The sequence below is a fragment of the Rhodococcus tibetensis genome (genome assembly GCF_024438035.1).
In the GTDB taxonomy this organism is placed as follows: domain Bacteria; phylum Actinomycetota; class Actinomycetes; order Mycobacteriales; family Mycobacteriaceae; genus Rhodococcus_F; species Rhodococcus_F tibetensis.
Window position 1 is genome coordinate 137384 of the sequence record NZ_JANFQF010000012.1, and the last position, 15603, is coordinate 152986.

Annotated in this window: 12 protein-coding genes; 6 read left to right on the plus strand and 6 right to left on the minus strand. The window is 67.4% G+C overall.

Going from position 1 to position 15603, the window contains the following annotated elements:
- The first annotated feature begins 4 nt into the window (after positions 1-4).
- Positions 5-454, plus strand: a complete 450-nt coding sequence (locus tag NOF53_RS16105) for a flavodoxin domain-containing protein (protein ID WP_255970473.1) — start codon at positions 5-7, stop codon at positions 452-454.
- Between the two features lie 5 nt (positions 455-459).
- On the opposite strand, the gene NOF53_RS16110 is transcribed toward NOF53_RS16105, so the two are convergent.
- Genes NOF53_RS16110 through NOF53_RS16120 form a run of 3 tightly spaced genes read right to left on the minus strand, consistent with a single transcriptional unit; the run spans position 460 to position 3393 of the window.
- A complete protein-coding gene (locus NOF53_RS16110; RefSeq protein WP_255970475.1) occupies positions 460-1323 on the minus strand; it encodes a PaaX family transcriptional regulator in 864 nt (287 codons plus the stop codon).
- Complete coding sequence (gene kynU, locus NOF53_RS16115) at positions 1307-2542, minus strand: kynureninase (RefSeq protein ID WP_255970478.1); 1236 nt, start codon at positions 2540-2542, stop codon at positions 1307-1309. The genes NOF53_RS16110 and kynU overlap by 17 nt, the downstream gene beginning before the upstream one ends.
- Complete coding sequence (locus tag NOF53_RS16120; RefSeq protein WP_255970480.1) at positions 2539-3393, minus strand: tryptophan 2,3-dioxygenase; 855 nt, start codon at positions 3391-3393, stop codon at positions 2539-2541. Before NOF53_RS16120 ends, kynU begins: the two co-directional genes overlap by 4 nt.
- A gap of 105 nt (positions 3394-3498) precedes the next feature.
- On the opposite strand from NOF53_RS16120, the gene NOF53_RS16125 reads away from it, so the two are divergent.
- From NOF53_RS16125 to NOF53_RS16145, 5 genes are all read left to right on the plus strand, one after another.
- Positions 3499-4593 (plus strand): alpha/beta hydrolase family protein, encoded by a 1095-nt coding sequence (locus NOF53_RS16125; RefSeq protein ID WP_255970482.1) that lies wholly within the window; start codon positions 3499-3501, stop codon positions 4591-4593.
- A gap of 277 nt (positions 4594-4870) precedes the next feature.
- Entirely contained in the window at positions 4871-5251 is a 381-nt protein-coding gene (locus NOF53_RS16130; RefSeq protein ID WP_255970484.1) for an excalibur calcium-binding domain-containing protein, read from the plus strand.
- 198 nt (positions 5252-5449) lie between these two features.
- Positions 5450-5965: a pentapeptide repeat-containing protein gene (locus NOF53_RS16135; protein ID WP_255970487.1), complete on the plus strand. Its 516-nt coding sequence runs from the start codon at positions 5450-5452 to the stop codon at positions 5963-5965.
- Between the two features lie 134 nt (positions 5966-6099).
- On the plus strand, positions 6100-6597 hold the full coding sequence (locus NOF53_RS16140; protein ID WP_255970489.1) for a DUF4188 domain-containing protein: 498 nt from the start codon (positions 6100-6102) through the stop codon (positions 6595-6597).
- 10 nt (positions 6598-6607) lie between these two features.
- Positions 6608-7138, plus strand: a complete 531-nt coding sequence (locus tag NOF53_RS16145) for a DoxX family protein (RefSeq protein ID WP_255970491.1) — start codon at positions 6608-6610, stop codon at positions 7136-7138.
- Here NOF53_RS16145 and recD read toward each other — a convergent pair.
- The 3 genes from recD to recC are packed head-to-tail and all read right to left on the minus strand — an operon-like array spanning position 7056 to position 15492.
- Complete coding sequence (gene recD / locus NOF53_RS16150) at positions 7056-8915, minus strand: exodeoxyribonuclease V subunit alpha (protein WP_255970493.1); 1860 nt, start codon at positions 8913-8915, stop codon at positions 7056-7058. The genes NOF53_RS16145 and recD overlap by 83 nt on opposite strands.
- Positions 8912-12235: a UvrD-helicase domain-containing protein gene (locus NOF53_RS16155; protein WP_255970495.1), complete on the minus strand. Its 3324-nt coding sequence runs from the start codon at positions 12233-12235 to the stop codon at positions 8912-8914. The genes recD and NOF53_RS16155 overlap by 4 nt, the downstream gene beginning before the upstream one ends.
- Positions 12232-15492 (minus strand): exodeoxyribonuclease V subunit gamma, encoded by a 3261-nt coding sequence (gene recC, locus NOF53_RS16160; protein WP_255970497.1) that lies wholly within the window; start codon positions 15490-15492, stop codon positions 12232-12234. Before recC ends, NOF53_RS16155 begins: the two co-directional genes overlap by 4 nt.
- Positions 15493-15603: the final 111 nt, after the last annotated feature.

The window sequence follows — 15603 nt, forward strand, 5'->3', positions numbered from 1 at the left end:
AAACATGGCAGTGGTGATTCTGTACGGCAGCGAGGGCGGAACCGCCGAACTGGTAGCCGATCATCTCGCCGACGTGCTCGGCGCCTACGACGACACGTCCCTGTACGACATGATGGAGTTCGACGCGGGTGATCTCGACCCCGAGAATTTCCACGTCATCGTGTGCTCCACCTACGGTGAGGGCGAGCTGCCCACCGGCGCGGAACCCTTCTTCGAGGGTCTCGAGGAGGACGAGCCAAATCTGACGGGTCTGCGATTCGCGCTCTTCGGCCTCGGCGACAAGGTCTACGAAGACACCTACAACCGCGGCGGCGAGATCATCGCGGAGAAGCTCGCCTCCCTCGGCGCGGTACAGGTTGGCGAACACGGCCGGCACGATGGGTCCAGCACCATCCGCCCCAAGGACCAGGCCGAGGAGTGGGCCAAGATCATCGGCGAGGAGTTCCTGGGATAGACACCTCACGCCGGGAGCGGGGACTGAACGCTTCGCACCCACTCTCGACTCCCGGCGAGGTAGCGGTCCCGCGCCGCGGCGAAGAGGCGAACACTGTCGGATCCAGGCCAGTCCTCGGGCAGCATGCCGGCGGGCAGGCCCGGGTCGATGTACGGAATGATGCGCCATTCGTCGAGCAGCGGAACGAAGCGGACGAAGGCCTCGCGCGGCGAAACCTCCTCTGCCGCCGGGAGAGCAGCGCGGTGATGGTTCAGGAATTCTCGGTGACGGGCAGCGATGCCGCCCAGATCCCACCACCGCGCCGCCGCGTCCGCCATCGAACCGGGCACGGACATCGACGTGGACACGAAGGTGATCACATAGTCGGACAGGCCCAGTGCGTCGACGATGTCCCCCACCTCACCCGCGAGATACTCGGGGGCGATCCACAGACCCGCTGACACGGCGCCGCACCCGATCCACCCGAGCCGCCTGCGCAACTGGTGTCGCGCTGCCCGTTGCGATTCGGGGATGGTGAACGAGATCAGCCGCCAGGGGTCGGTGTCCGCCATCTGACGGAAGCCGAAGATCCGCGGATCGCCGCGTCTGAACATCGCCTCGGCCTGCTCCGTCACCTCGTACCCGCTCCGCCCGTCGCGGGTCAGCGGCCGCAGCACCCCCTTCTTCTTCAAGCGGGCCACGGCGATCCGCGTCGATTCGGACGGGATACCGACGGCTTGCATCAATTCCACGAAGTCGGCGATCGCAACCCACCCGCCGAGGTCGCGCACGTACGCGCCGAGGACGGTCCGGATCAGCGACGTCGCGCTGCCCGGCCGCGAATCGAAGTCGTCGAGGATCGCGCTCGCGGGTTCAGTCGGTGAGTTCATCACGGATCGCGAGTATCCCGGCACACACCTCGGAGAAGCTCGTACTCAGCGGGCTCAGGCCGAGCCGCAGCCCCTGCGGGGCCCGGAAATCGGGGATGACACCCTTCTGCCACAACCTTTCGATGACAGCCTCGAATCGCTGGTGGTCGATGATCACGTGACCACCCCGCTCGGCGGGATCCTCCGGCGATCCGATCTCTACGCCCAACGGAGTCAACAACTTCCGCACGAGTTCGAGCGCGTATTGCGTCAGCGCCACCGACTTGGCCCGAACGGCCTCCATGCCGACCTCGTCAATCAGCGCGAGAGTGTCCTGCATGGCGATCATGCCGAGGACAGACGGCGTTCCGCTGATCACCCGCCGGATGCCGGGCGCCGGTCGGTAGCCCTGCTCCATCGCGAACGGGTTGTCGCGGCCCATCCAGCCCCAGATCGGCTGCACGAAGTCCTGCTGATGTTCGGCGCGAACGTAGGCGAACGCCGGTGAGCCCGGACCGCCGTTCAGATACTTGTACGTGCACCCGACCGCCAGATCGACACCCCACGTGTCGAGTTCGAGGGAAACCGAGCCGACGGAGTGACACAGGTCGAGCAGCAGGAGCGCACCGGCGTCGTGCGTCACGCGAGCGGCGCCGGCGGCGTCGACCAGGTAGCCCGAGCGGTACGCGACGTGGCTGAGCACGACGAGTGCGGTGTGTTCGGAGACCACGGACTTCAGGTCGCCGGTGGTGACGCCGCCGCGGGTATCGGACTCGATCCACCGCAACGTGAGCCCGAGTTCTCCGGCGACGGCCTCGAGCACGTACCGGTCCGTAGGGAAGTTGTCGCGGTCCACGACGATCTCGGTACGGTCCGGCCGCAACGCGAGCGCACCTCGCGCGAGTTTGTACAGCAGGACCGTCGTCGAGTCGCCGATAGTGGTCTGCCCGGCGGCCGCGCCGAGCGCCACCCTCGCGAGGGTGTCCCCGATCGTGATCGGAAGTTCGAACCACTCCTCGTCCCATCCGCGGATCAGCCGGCTACCCCACGCCTGGGTGACGAAGGAGTTGATCCGCTCGGCACTCGACTTGGTGGGCCGTCCGAGAGAGTTGCCGTCGAGGTACGCCACGACCGCGGGATCGTCGGCGCCGATGAACAGGTCACGGTAGGAACGCAGCGGATCCGAGGCGTCGAGTTCCTCGGCCCGGGTAGTCAGCACATCGGTCGACGCGGTCATCATCGTCCGATCTCGGTGCGTACGGCCAGCAGTTCGGGGAAGAACGTCAGCTCCAGTGCCTTCTGCAGAAATCCCACTCCGCTCGATCCTCCCGTGCCGGACTTCATGCCGATGGTGCGCAGAACCGTGCGCATGTGGCGAAAGCGCCACAGCTGGAAGTTCTCCTCGAGGTCGACGAACTCCTCGAAGGCCTCGTAGACGGCCCAGTGCTCGTCGTGGTTCTCGTAGATGAACTTGATCAGGGGCATCAGGTCCTCGTTCAGCGTGTAGGCGGTGGTTATGTCGCGGTCCAGCGCGGAGGCCGGCACGTCATACCCGAGCCGCGACAGGCACTGCCAGAACGCGTCGTACAAACTCGGCTCGGTGAGGAGTCGCCCCAGCAGATCGTGGGCGGCGGGATCGGCTTCGAATACCTTCAACATGTCGGCGTTCTTGTTTCCGAGCACGAACTCGACGGCGCGGTACTGGTAGGACTGGAACCCCGACGAGTTGCCGAGGAATTGGCGGAATTCCGAGTACTCGGTGGGGGTCAGCGTGGCCAGCACCGACCACTGTTCGGTCAGCGTCTTCTGGATGTGCTTGACGCGGGCCACGCACTTGAGCGCCCGGCCGATCTCGTCCGCGTCGAAAGCGGCTCGGGCCGCCAGTGTTTCGTGCAGAACGAGCTTCAACCAGAGTTCGGTGGTCTGGTGCTGGATGATGAACAGCAGTTCGTCGTGATGCTCCGGCCGGCTCACCGGTTTCTGCGCGCTCAGCAGGGTGTCGAGGTCGAGGTACGCGCCGTAACTCATTCGCTTGCTGAAGTCGGTGACGATGTCTCTCTCGATGGCTCTGGTGTTGGCCTGCACGCCCATGACTGTCCTCACTACTGGTGTTCGAGTGCCGGGCTCTCGACCTTCATATTACATAATCGTGGCGACCGCTATACAGATGTCATCTGGAAAAAGTAGGGTAGATCCGTGAACCAACCCACGCGCCGAGTCGACGTCGTCTTCGCGCCGGGGGCCGTGGCGCACCGCGGAACCGCGGAGGAACTCGTGCACCGGGCAATGGCTGCACGCGGCCTGACCGGCGAGTTGACGTTCGCTCTGGACACCGCCGGGCTGGAGCGGGCCGTGCAGTCGGCGGCGGGGCGAGGCGAGCTCATCGTCGTGCCCGGTGCCGGGGCACCCTTCACTGCCCCAGCCTGCGGGGTGATCCGCGTCGACTTCGGCGAATGTGAGGCAGACCGCGCAGCGGGCGTCCGCGTCCACATTCGCGGCAGGGGTCTCGACGGACTCCGCTACGCCGTGGACAGCTGGTATCACCATCGCTTCCATCCCGCACGGATCGTCCGCTACGGCGACCACCCCGATCAGCGAGTGGAACTGCGGATTCCGGGCGGCGACGGCCCCTTCCCCGTCGCCGTGCTCATCCACGGCGGATTCTGGCGGCCACGCTGGGAGTCCGACCTGATGGATGCGCTGGCAGTCGACCTGACGGCCCGCGGGTACGTCACCTGGAATGTCGAGTACCGGCGGGGCGCGGAGAACCGCTGGGCCGCAATGGAGTCCGATGTCGCCGACGCCGTCCAGGCCGTCACGACCGTCCCGGAGGCGGACCCGGGTCGAGTCGTCGTCCTCGGTCACTCGGCTGGCGGTCAGCTCGCGCTCCGCGCCGCTGCCGACGCCGTTGGTGCCGCAGTGCGTCCAGCGCTGGCCGTCAGCCTCGCCGGTGTCCTGAATCTGCGGCTCGCGGACGATCGCCACCTCGGCGAAGGCGCCGTGGCGATCGCCGTCGGTAGTGACTGGGCCGGGGACCGCGTGACGTACGAGGAGTCGTCGCCGATCGATCGACTCCCTCTCGGCATCCCACAACTGGTGGCCTCCGCCCTGCAAGACGAACCGGACATGCTGGAGATGAGCAGGGAGTACCACGCAGTCGCCGCAGCGACTACCGATGACGTCGTGCTGATCGAGGGGCCCGGCGATCACTTCGCCGTCATCGATCCGGCAAGCCGGATCTGGCACACCATCGCCGAGGTAATCGACGCACGGATGATCCCCGGCGCGTAGAAGCCGGCACCCGCACAGTAAATCCCCGGCGCCGCACCCACACACGCGCCCCTTCTGCGCCCACGCACCCGTTTTCGGACCCTGGAACGGGTGCGTCTGACGAAAAGAAGTGCGCGAGTCACTCGGCACGGATGTCATTCACTCGACTGACAACGAACCTCCCTGACCTACACCGGGTTTCACGCTCCGCTATGCCGTGGCTAACATCCGACAGTGCGGTTCGCCTATTCGGCCCCGCGTCCTGTCGCAGCCCACCCCCTATGAACGAGGAAACACCATGAAGGCACGACGTGCAGCTCTCACCATCTTCGGATCTGCGGCCATTGCCCTGGCAGCGGCGCCGACCGCGCAGGCGTCCACTGTTTTCGACTTCCTGCCGCCGGAGATCGCCGCACTGATCCCGAGCGGTTCGGCCGACGCCGTGAACCCGCTTCTGCCGCTCGCACCCGCCGCCCCGGCACCCGCACCACAGGTGGCGCCGGCTCCACAAGCCGCCCCCGCGCCCCAGCTGGCTCCCGTACCGCCTGCTCCCGCGCCGCGGGCTGGGTACAAGAACTGCACCGAGGCCCGCAACGCCGGCGTGACGCCGATCTACCGCGGCCAGGACGGATACGCGCCGCACCTCGACCGGGACAACGACGGCATCGCCTGCGAGTAGTCGATTCCCCCGGCACCGCACCCACGCACGCACCCCTTCTGCGCCCACGCACCCGTTTTCGGGCCCTGGAACGGGTGCGTCTACCGAGAAGGGGTGCGTGGGTGTCTCACAACGCCTCGCAGCCTCACAACCCCTCGCACGACGGACCGGTGTCGCCATTCCTCGTGCGGGGCAGTGTGCTCCGCACTATGTTCGGCGGTGACGGTTGAGGTTCTCGGTGAGGGGCGGTCCGGCATGAGCAGGACATATTTCGGAACTGTGGCGGTGGCGGTGGCCGCTGGTGTCGCGCTCACCTGCGGCGCGGGTGCGGCCTCCGCAGACACCCAGATCAAGGGCTGCACGATCGTGGCCGACCCGACGCCCGAGCATCACACGACCTGCCCCGGCGCCGATCTGAGTTCGGCGAACCTGGCGGGCCTGAACCTGAGTTTCGCCGACCTGTCGGGTGCGAACCTGACCTGGGCCAACCTCGCCGGCACAAACTTCACCGCCGCGAACCTGTCGTACGCCGATTTGAGCGACGCGAACCTCACGAACGCGAACTTCACGGACTCGCAGCGCAACGCCATGATCCTGTACAGCACGGGCATCGACATCTTCGGCAGAATCGTCGGCGACCTCAACATCACGACTGAGCCGCAATGGTCTACCGACGCCCACGAGCGTGCCCTCGACTCCGTCGTCCCGGTTACATCGCCCGCCCCGTCCCCGTAGTTCCCGCCTGATTCCTCACGACCGGGGTGTGCCCTGCACATCCCCGGGATTTCTTGCGCCCAAACCCCTTGACATTGGATATTCGCACTATCCACAATTAGATAGTAATGCTATCCAATCATGGGAGGCATCCGATGTCGACAATCGAGCCGGGCCGATCAACCCACCACTACGACGGTGAGCTGGTGATCTTCCTGATCGGGATGACCATCAACCGACCCTGGCGCCCGGATCTGTGGCTGCCTGCTTTCCTCGCCATGCCGAGGATGCTGCGTGAACTGTCACAGGACCCCGACTCGGGAATGCTGGGGTACCGCCTCACCATCGAGGGGCGCGGCCCGACGGTGATCCAGTACTGGAGTTCAGCCGAACAGCTGTACGCCTACGCGAGCAATTCCGACGCCCGACACCGCCCAGCCTGGGCGGCCTTCAATCGGCGCGCACGCCGGGCGCCGGGCGCAGTCGGGGTGTGGCACGAAACCTATTCGGTCGATCGCGCGGAGTCGATTTATGTCGGCGCGCCGGCGCTGGGGCTGGCACGATTCACCGCGCGCGTTCCCGTCGCACCGGCAGGCAATCGGGCCCGCGATCGACTGGCCCGAACAACACCATCCGACAGCACTGACGGTTGAGGAAACAGCCATGGAACCGTTGATCACTCTCGTTGTCGTCACTGCGGCAATACTTCTCGCCGGTGCTGCGGGGATCGATCGATTGCGGCCGTGGCCGGTTGCGCTGAGGGGCGGGCTCGCGGCCATGTTCGTACTGACGGGAGGCGCCCACTTCTTCGGACTGCGTGCGGAACTCATCGCGATGGTTCCACCCGCGCTGCCGAATCCGGCGCTGCTCGTGACCCTCACCGGCCTGCTCGAATTGGCCGGTGCTACGGGCCTGCTGTTACGACGAACTGCAGGGTGGGCGGCTGGATGCCTAACCCTTCTGTTGATCCTGATGTTCCCGGCGAACGTCTACGCCGCCGTCGAAGGACTTTCGGCGGGCCCATTCGAAGAACTAGTGCCCCGCACCCTGCTGCAGATCGTCTTCGTGAGCGCGACCGTTGCCGTTCTGATCTCGTCTCGGCGGAGCCGGTCTAGCGAAAGGTCCGCCGCAGCCCACTCGCCCTCAGGACCCGGCGCTGCACTCCCGCCCGCACCGCTTCCTCGGTCCCGATGATCCGCACGTGCCGACGGGCCCGCGTGATTGCCGTATACAGAAGTTCCCGGGTCAGTAGCGAAGACTCCTCTCCCGGCAGCACCACGGACACCGTGTCGTACTGACTGCCCTGACTGCGGTGAATTGTCATGGCGTACACCGTCTGCACCGCGGACAGGTGCGTGGGATGCAGCAGAAACGGCTCGTTGCCACGCGCAAAGGCGGCGACGAGTTCGTCGTCGGCACGGCGCACGATCACACCGGTGTCACCGTTGTAAATGCGCGTCTCATGATCGTTCGCCGTGACCAGAAGCGGCTGGCCTGGGTACCAGCGGTCGGGATCCAGCCTCTGCCCTGAGGCCTCGCCGATCCACTCCATCGCCTGCCGTGCCCACCACTGCACACCGTACGGACCCTCCCGGTGCGCGCACAGCAAGCGATGAGCCTCCGAAAGCTGCAGTGCCGCTTGGGCATCGCCGACGGACGCCGCCTCGGTGACACCCACCGCCGTGTCGACAACGTCCCTTCGCAGGGCCGCGAGGTCGTCGAGATCGTGGAACGACACCTCGGGGGCGCCGCTGCGCAGTAGCTCCATCACGCGGTCCTCGTCCGCGTCGCGCACCGCGACAGCAAGTTGGGCGATGCCGCCGCCGAAACGGCGACCGCGGCTCAGGCGCACCACTCCTGCGCGCAACCGATCCCGTTCCACCGTACTCAGCGCAGCCTCGAGAGGGTCGTCCGCCGCGTTCAGATCATCTCCCACCACGCGGGCGAGCAGCGGATTCTCCTTCCCCGACACGGGTCGAGCCACCAGGTCGGCCAGCACCGCGCCCGCATCGACCGACGTCAACTGGTCCGGATCGCCGACGAGCACGAGTTGCGTGTCGGGGCGAAGCGCCTCGAGAAGTCGGCACATCATCGTCAACGACACCATCGAGGTCTCGTCGACCACGATCACATCGTGCGGCACGTGGTTGTCGGCGTTGTAGCGGAACCGACTGCCGCGGCCCCGTTGCCACCCCAGCAAGCGGTGCAACGTCATCGCCGTCAGATCGGGCGGCAAACCCAGCTCGCCGGCCTGATCGCGCACCGACTCCTGCAACCGCGCCGCCGCCTTGCCGGTGGGTGCGGCGAGGGCGATGCGTCGTGGCCGGCCCGTCTGCATCGACAGCAGGGCCAGCACCCGGGCGACGGTGTGCGTCTTACCGGTACCCGGTCCACCCACGATCACCGAGGTCCAGTGGGTCGCGGCGACAGCGGCCGCTATGCGCTGACGATCCGGCGGGGGCGAGGAACCGGACGGATCGCGGAACAGCGTGTCCAACCCACGGCGAAGTGACGCTTCGTCGACGACGGGGTAGCCCAGAGCGCGCTGGTCGAGGACGTGCCGGATCGTCTCTTCCTGCCGAAAATACCGGTCGAGATACAGCAACTGGCCTTCAGCGGTATCCACCAGCCGCAGCGGTCGCAACGGTCCGGCCGGTCCACCGACGACGAGCGGGCTGCGGCGCAGTGCCTCGAGGACGTCGGAGTCCTCCGGCCACGGTAGGTCGTCCAGGTCTACCTCGGACTCCTCGTCGACCGTCACCTCCCGCAAGCGAGTCAGATCGAGACACACCGAGCCGGCCCGCACCGCCCGGACCGCGAGGGCCGTGGCCAGGAACACGTCCGAAGAAGTCTCTCCGGCGAGTGCGGACAACCGCAGCGCGACATGAACATCCGCAGCCGTGAGCACTCCCGCCTCGTTGAAGATTCGCAGCACGCCTTTACCGCGCTGGGCTACCCGGACATCGGTCATGGCGTGACCTCGATCCCGGACAGCAGGTCGGACAGTTCGGTCACCAGTGCAGCCGGGGGCGTCCAGTCGAAGACCCCGCAGCCCGGTGGCGTGTCAGGCCCGACCATCCCTCGCACGAACAGATATTGCACACCACCGAGGTGGAGGCCTGGATCGTAGCCGGCTTGACGCCACCGCAGATAGCGATGCAGCGCGACGGAATACAGCAGAGCCTGCAGCGGATAGTGCGACCGGATCATCTCCATGGCCATCCGCTCCCGCGTGTAGTGGGCGGTGGTCAGCTCACCCTGGGCGAGTCGATTTGTCTTGTAGTCGACGACGACGTATTTGGGCCCGGGCAGCCGCAGCACCGCGTCGATACTGCCGGTGAGGTAACCGCGCAGGGGCGTGGGTTCCAGAGTGCTCACCGCATCCGCATACGACCGCAGCGGATCGTCGGCAGCGAGGTGGGTGCGGAGTAGTCGGCCGATGCCGTCGAGCATCACGGTGAGAGACGGTGCGTCTCCGCCGGCGAGGGGAAGTTCGAACTCGAGTTCCGCCAGCAGGTCGGCGGGCGCGATAGCAGCGAGCGGCTGTGCTGCCGCAGATCCGAGGGGTGTGTGCAGTACGGGCAGCAGGGCGCCAGCGAGCTGCGCCGGATCGATTTCCGACATGGTCGAGGCGATCACCTCGGTGCAGCAGCGCAGAAGTTCCGCTTCGAGGTCGGGGGCGGTGGTGTCGACGATTTCGAACACGGCATGGACGAGGGTTCCGAACGTCGTGCCGCCGGGTAGGTCGTTCATCGTCGACGCGATACCGGTGCTCTCGTCTGCCGGCTCGTGCAGTGGCGGTTCATCCGGTTCGTCCGCCTTCACGTCGACCTCCGCCTCACTGCCCACTGCCGGACTCTTGTGCGCGGACGCGGTCAACGCCGAGTACGAGGTTCGGCGCCAGCGAGAGTCGAGAACTCGCTGGAACCGGGCGGCCTCGAGGTTGCCGCCGGTCTCTCTGGGCGGTGACCACTGCGCGGGCGGCACCGCTTCGGAGCCGACAGCCTCGACACGCACGGTGTCGGGGCAGCCGGCACCCCAGGCCGACAGCCGATCCGCGACGATTGGGTCTTCCGGGACGTTCGCTTTCTGCGGCACGTCACGCTGCCCCGGAGCGCGTCCGAGAATCATCCGGTGCAGCGGCGCACCCCCCGTCGAGAACGCGGGCGCCCACCACAGCACGAGTCCGCACATCGCGCGGGTGAGCGCGACATACAGCAGGCGAAGCTCTTCACCCGCTTCTTCCGCATCGTGCCGGCCCTTGCGTTCCGCGTACCCCGGACTCCCGGCCCCACCGACATCGAGGATGCGACGCCCGTTCTCGTCGTGCAGCAGAAGCTTGTTCGGCTTCGGATTCTTCGCCGCATCCCACGCATAGGGCAGGTAGACGAGGTGGAACTCGAGACCCTTGCTGGCGTGGACCGTCGCGATCTGTACCGCCGCGGCATCACTGTCGAGACGTCGGCTGCGGTCGACACCGCCGGACGACGGATCCTTCATCCGTTCGGTGAGCCATCGGGTGATGGCGGTGAGACCGAGAGACTGCTCCACTGCGGCGCCGTTGAGCAACTGCGCCACATGACGGAGATCGGTGAGGCTGCGCTCTCCGGCGGAGACGGCGAGCAGGCGTGCCTCGAGCGAACCGATCGCGGCGAGTCGTTCGAAGAGGGCAGCAAAACCGGACAGCGCGAACACGGAGGCGAGTTCACGCAGCAGCCCCCCGACTTCGGCGACGATGTCGTCGCCGCGGGAATCGAGTTGCTCGGCCGTGTGTCCGAGCAGCGGCGTGAGAGCGGCGAGCCGCACCCGATCGGAACGGTGCGGTTGCTCGAGCGCCTGCAGAACCCACAACCAATGCTGTGCGGCGGGCGTGGTGAACACACTGGCACCGCCTGCGAGTACCGACGGCACACCGGCACGGTCGAGGGCTTCGTGTACCAGCGTGATCTGCGCGTTGGTGCGCACCAGGACGGCGATGTCTCCCGGCTGGACCCCGCGGGACACGCCACCGATGTCGAGCGTGACACCGCCGTCGAGGGTGCGGACGATGTCCGCCGCGAGGTCGGCGGCCACCCGGTTGCGCAGCGGTCCGACCGCGGGGTATCCAGATTTGTTGATTGCACCCGCGCCGGTTCGAGGCAGATAACGCAGGCGCAAGGGTGCCGCACCGCCGAGCCGCGACTTCGGCCGGGCCCCGTCCACCCGATGCACGACGATGTCGGGATGGCCGAGGGCAGCTCCTCCGTGCAGGTACTCCAGGGCGTCGAGCAGTTCCTGGTCGCTGCGCCAGTTGGTGACCAGTTCCTCGTGACTGTCGGCCGACTGCACCGCGTCGAGGTAGCTGAGTACCTCGGCCCCACGGAACGCATAGATCGCCTGCTTCGGGTCGCCCACGAGCACCAGCGTTCGCGTGCTCTCGCGGGGGGATCGACCGCCGTCGTGGAAGGTTCTGCCGAGGATGTCCCATTGCAGGGGGTCGGTGTCCTGGAATTCGTCGACGAGTACGACGTCGTACCGGTCCCGCACTCGCCGGCACGCGGCCTCGCCGTGTTCGGGATCGGTGAGCACGCGATGGAGGAGGGCAGGCAGATCGTCGAAATCCCGCAGTCCGACAGCGCGTTTGCGGCGTTCCACCTCGGCGCGCACGGCGTCGGCGAACGCCACCCGTTCACCGGCCGGGGTGCCGCGCGCGTCCTCCGGTGCGAGCACGGCTTGGGGATCGAAGATGGCGGCCCGCGCAGCGGCAGTGGCCTCCGCCGGGGTGAACGGTGCGGACTCGGCGCGGCTGTAGGCGCTGAGGTAGAGGTCGTCGATTACCTCGGTGACGAGGTCGTCGGCGGCCTCGACGATCACCGCGTCGGGGTCCCGCTCACCGGCGATGCCGAGACCGTCGAGCATGCGCTGGCAGAAGCTGTGGGTGGTGACGATGGTGGCCGCATCGAAGTCGGACAGAGCTTGGAGCAGTCGACGTCGCCGCAGTGCCACCTCTTCGGGGTCGGCATCGGCCAGATGCCGGATGACGTGATCCTCGCCGAGGAGAGCACGCCTGGGATCAGCCAACTCTGTTGCTGCACTGCGAAAGCGCTCGCGGGTGCGTTCCCGCAACTCTTGGGTTGCCGCGCGACTGAAGGTGACCAACAGAAGTCGTGAGAGGTCGATTCCGCCCTCGGCGACGAAGCGGGCAGCGAGTCCGACGATCGCGTAGGTTTTTCCCGTCCCTGCGCTGGCTTCCAGCACGATGGTGCCCACCGGCAGCGGTCCGAGCAGGTTGAATCCTCGCGTGTCGTTCATGGCTGCGCCAGCGTCTCCGCCGCCAGTAGCGGCGCCCACAATCTCCGGGCGTAGTCGTCGAATATCACCGAATCCCCGAGAACGTTGATACTCGGCGACGGTCCGTGCACATAGACGATGTGACGGTCTTTCGCGTCCCCGAAGTCGCTGCTCCATTCCCGCCGCGCCGCCTCGATCGCATCCTCGACGCTGCTGCCGCCGTATCGCCGTTCCGCGTACGCCGCTGAGGCCCCGGTCGCGATGGGCAGCGGCGCGTGAAGACCGAGGTCGCGGAGTTCGACGAGACTGGAGAGTTGTTCGAGGGCCTCGGGCGGAGCGGTCAGCGTGGAACGCCAAGCGGGCCTGCTGTAGGAGCCACGCCCCGTGGTGACGGCAGACCATTCGCGGGTGCTGTCCGACGCCGCCACTGCGAGCAGTTGCGCCCACGCGGCGAGGCGATGCTTCGGACCGAGCCGCGAATACGTGGTGTTCGCGATCACCGAACCGTGGACGCCGCCGACGGTCCCGGTGAGACGCCGGCCCGAACCGAGATCGACGTCCACATCGACCGTCTGCGCGCGGCCCACATGGACGGGTGCGCTGACTGCGACGAGCGCCTCGACGCCGTGCTCGATGGCCCCGAGTACCGACTCCCCCAGCTTGAACGGCGGCAGCGTGCCGCGGCGCCACTCGGCGGCACGGAAGTCGGCCGGCTCGGTTCCGGCGAGCCGCGCGACGAGCATCCGTTGTCCGACGTCCCAACGCGCGAGCGGGTCGGGCGCGACCTCGAGTGCGTCGGCGATGTCTTCATCCACCTCGGGGATGCGCAGACCCAGCCGTTGCCGGAGGAACGCCTGGGTGGGATGGACGAGGAACGCGATGAGATCTGCCAGGTCGACGTCCTCGGCCGGCGGTGCGGGGAGCGGGTCCGGGAGGAAGGCGGGATTCGACGGGGCGGGAGACCGAGCCGCCCGAGCCCCGGCGAGTGCCACACGGTCGAAGCTGAACGGATGTTCCGGCTGGAAGTTGCGGGCGTCGAAGGGCTGCAGGGGATGGCGGGTGAGCACCTGGCTCAGAGCACCGTCGCCGAGGGTGACAGCCACGGCGTCGAGCAACTCGGACAACGGGATGGCCGGCGGTCGCGGCATACCGGTGACCGGGTCGGCGCCCGTGTAGAAGAGCAGGAGTTTCTCACCGGCGGACATCACCGCGTCGAGGAGGAGTTGCCGATCCTCGCTGCGCGGATCACGTTCGCCGAGTAGTGGATTGCGGGCGAGGGCGTTGTCACCGTCCACGCCGGCCACGCGTGGGAACACCTCGTCGTCGAGTCCGAGGAGAACGACGACACGGTGTGGGACCGACCGCATCGGCACCATCGTGCACACCGTCAGTTCGCCGGTTCGGAAGTTGGCACGCGTGGGGCGTCCCGCCAGCCTGCCGGCCAGCATGGCGCGCACGTCCGACAACCGCAGGACCATGTCTCCCCCGTGTTCCATCGCGGCGCCCAGTTCACGCCGCGCTTGCGCAGACTGCCAGGCGTCGGCCGCGCTTACCTCGATGAGGAGGTCCAGGGCCCGGGCCAGTGCCCGCGACCACTCGGCGACCGGCTGCGGTCCGCGAAGCCCACGGAGAGCGACGTCGAGGCGATCGACGAACTCGGCCAGCCTGCCGGTGAGGTCGATGTCGTTACTGTCGACGTCGTCGAGGGGCAGGGCCAGTGCGAGCCATTCCCCTTCCGATTCGTCGGCGGCGGCGCCCAGCAGAATCCGATCGAGCGCTGTGGTGAAGGTGTTCTGCGGGAAGTCTCCGAGGCCGAAAGCGGCTCGCTGACGTGGCCCGATCCCCCACCGCGCCCCGGTGGTGGTCGCCCATTCCCGGATACGTTCGAGATCGTCGTCGTCGAAACGGAACTTTCGCCGCACCGGGACCGCGGCGGCGAGATCGAGTACCTGGCTCGCGGTCACGCGGGAATCGGCCAGCTCGAGGAGCGTCGCGACCACCGCGAGAACCGGATTGGTCTGGTGCAGAGCACGATCCGCGAGGCGAACCCGGAGTCGGTGTCCGGGATGGCCGAGCACGTCCTGACCGAACGCGGCACGAATCAGCGGTGCGTAGGACTCGACGTCGGGGCACATGACCACCACGTCGCGCGGCTCGAGGGTGGGGTCGTTCTGAAACAGATGGAGGAGACACTCGCGCAGTACCTCGACCTGGCGGGCCGACCCGTGGCAGGCGTGCACCTGCACGGATTCGTCGGGATCGATCTCGGCGCGCACCGGCGTCCGATCGTCCCGGATATCGGTTTGCAAGCGTCCCAACAGCGTCTCCGGCCCGGGAGGCGCGTCGTGGTGGACATCGTCGAGGTCGAGACGGACCAGGCGCGATTCCAGTTCGCGGACATCGCGGGCAAGGCTCGAGAGGAGAGGATGGCGGACGGTGAGCGCAGTGTGGTCATCGGCGCGGGCAGTCACCTCCTCCGTTTCCGTCAGGGTCGCCCACATGGCCGGACTCGGATGCGGCAGCCACAGGTGCACGTCGCGGTGGGCGGCCAGTGCAGAGAGCACGGCGATCTGATCGGTGGCGAGGCGGGTGGGCCCGAACAGCGAGAGGCGTTGCGGAAGGTCGACGAGATCGGACTCTTCCCGCAGTCGCGCACAGGCCGAGTCGAGCCGCTCGGCGGGGCTGGGGCCGCCGATACGTTCGCGCAGTCGACGCCACAGTTCGGCCTGCCACAGGAGATCCTCGTCGAGAGACCCACCGGCACCGTCGACATCATGCCCATCTGCCCAGCCGACGAGCATTGCGGGCCGCTGAGCGGCGTAACTCCGGAACAGTTCCACCACATGCGACGCCGTGGCGTAACGGCGACCCGGCCGGTGATCGTCTCGACCGTGCGCCGAAAGACCGGAACCTAGGTGTTTCGAGAGGACGGCGCACCACGGTTCGTCGAGGCAGCCGTCGACGACCTCGAGCAGCGCCCACAGCAGTCGGGCGGGATTCCATGGATCGTCCTCGGCGGACAGGCCGGTGGCCGCAGCGAGTGCGTCGTCGACCAGACGTGTCGGTGACGGGAATTCGATGTTCGCGGCGACACCGTCACCGTGGTGCGCTCGCGCGCCCAGCACGGCTGAGAGCCGCTGCGTCAGCCAGCGCTCCACACCCTTCGCGGGCACCGCGATCACCTCGCGGGCGAACGGATCGGCAAGCGGAGTGGCGAGGATATCGCCCAGCGCAGCGGCGAGGGTGGTCGAACGCTCGGCGCGATGCAGTACGAGCACGTAGCCTCCTCCTTCGCTCCCCACTCCGGTGTCGGGTCAGACTTACCACACAGCACCGACCCGCGTAGCGCACCTGAGTGCCGAACTACGTTCCTGCGCACGTACCGCTCG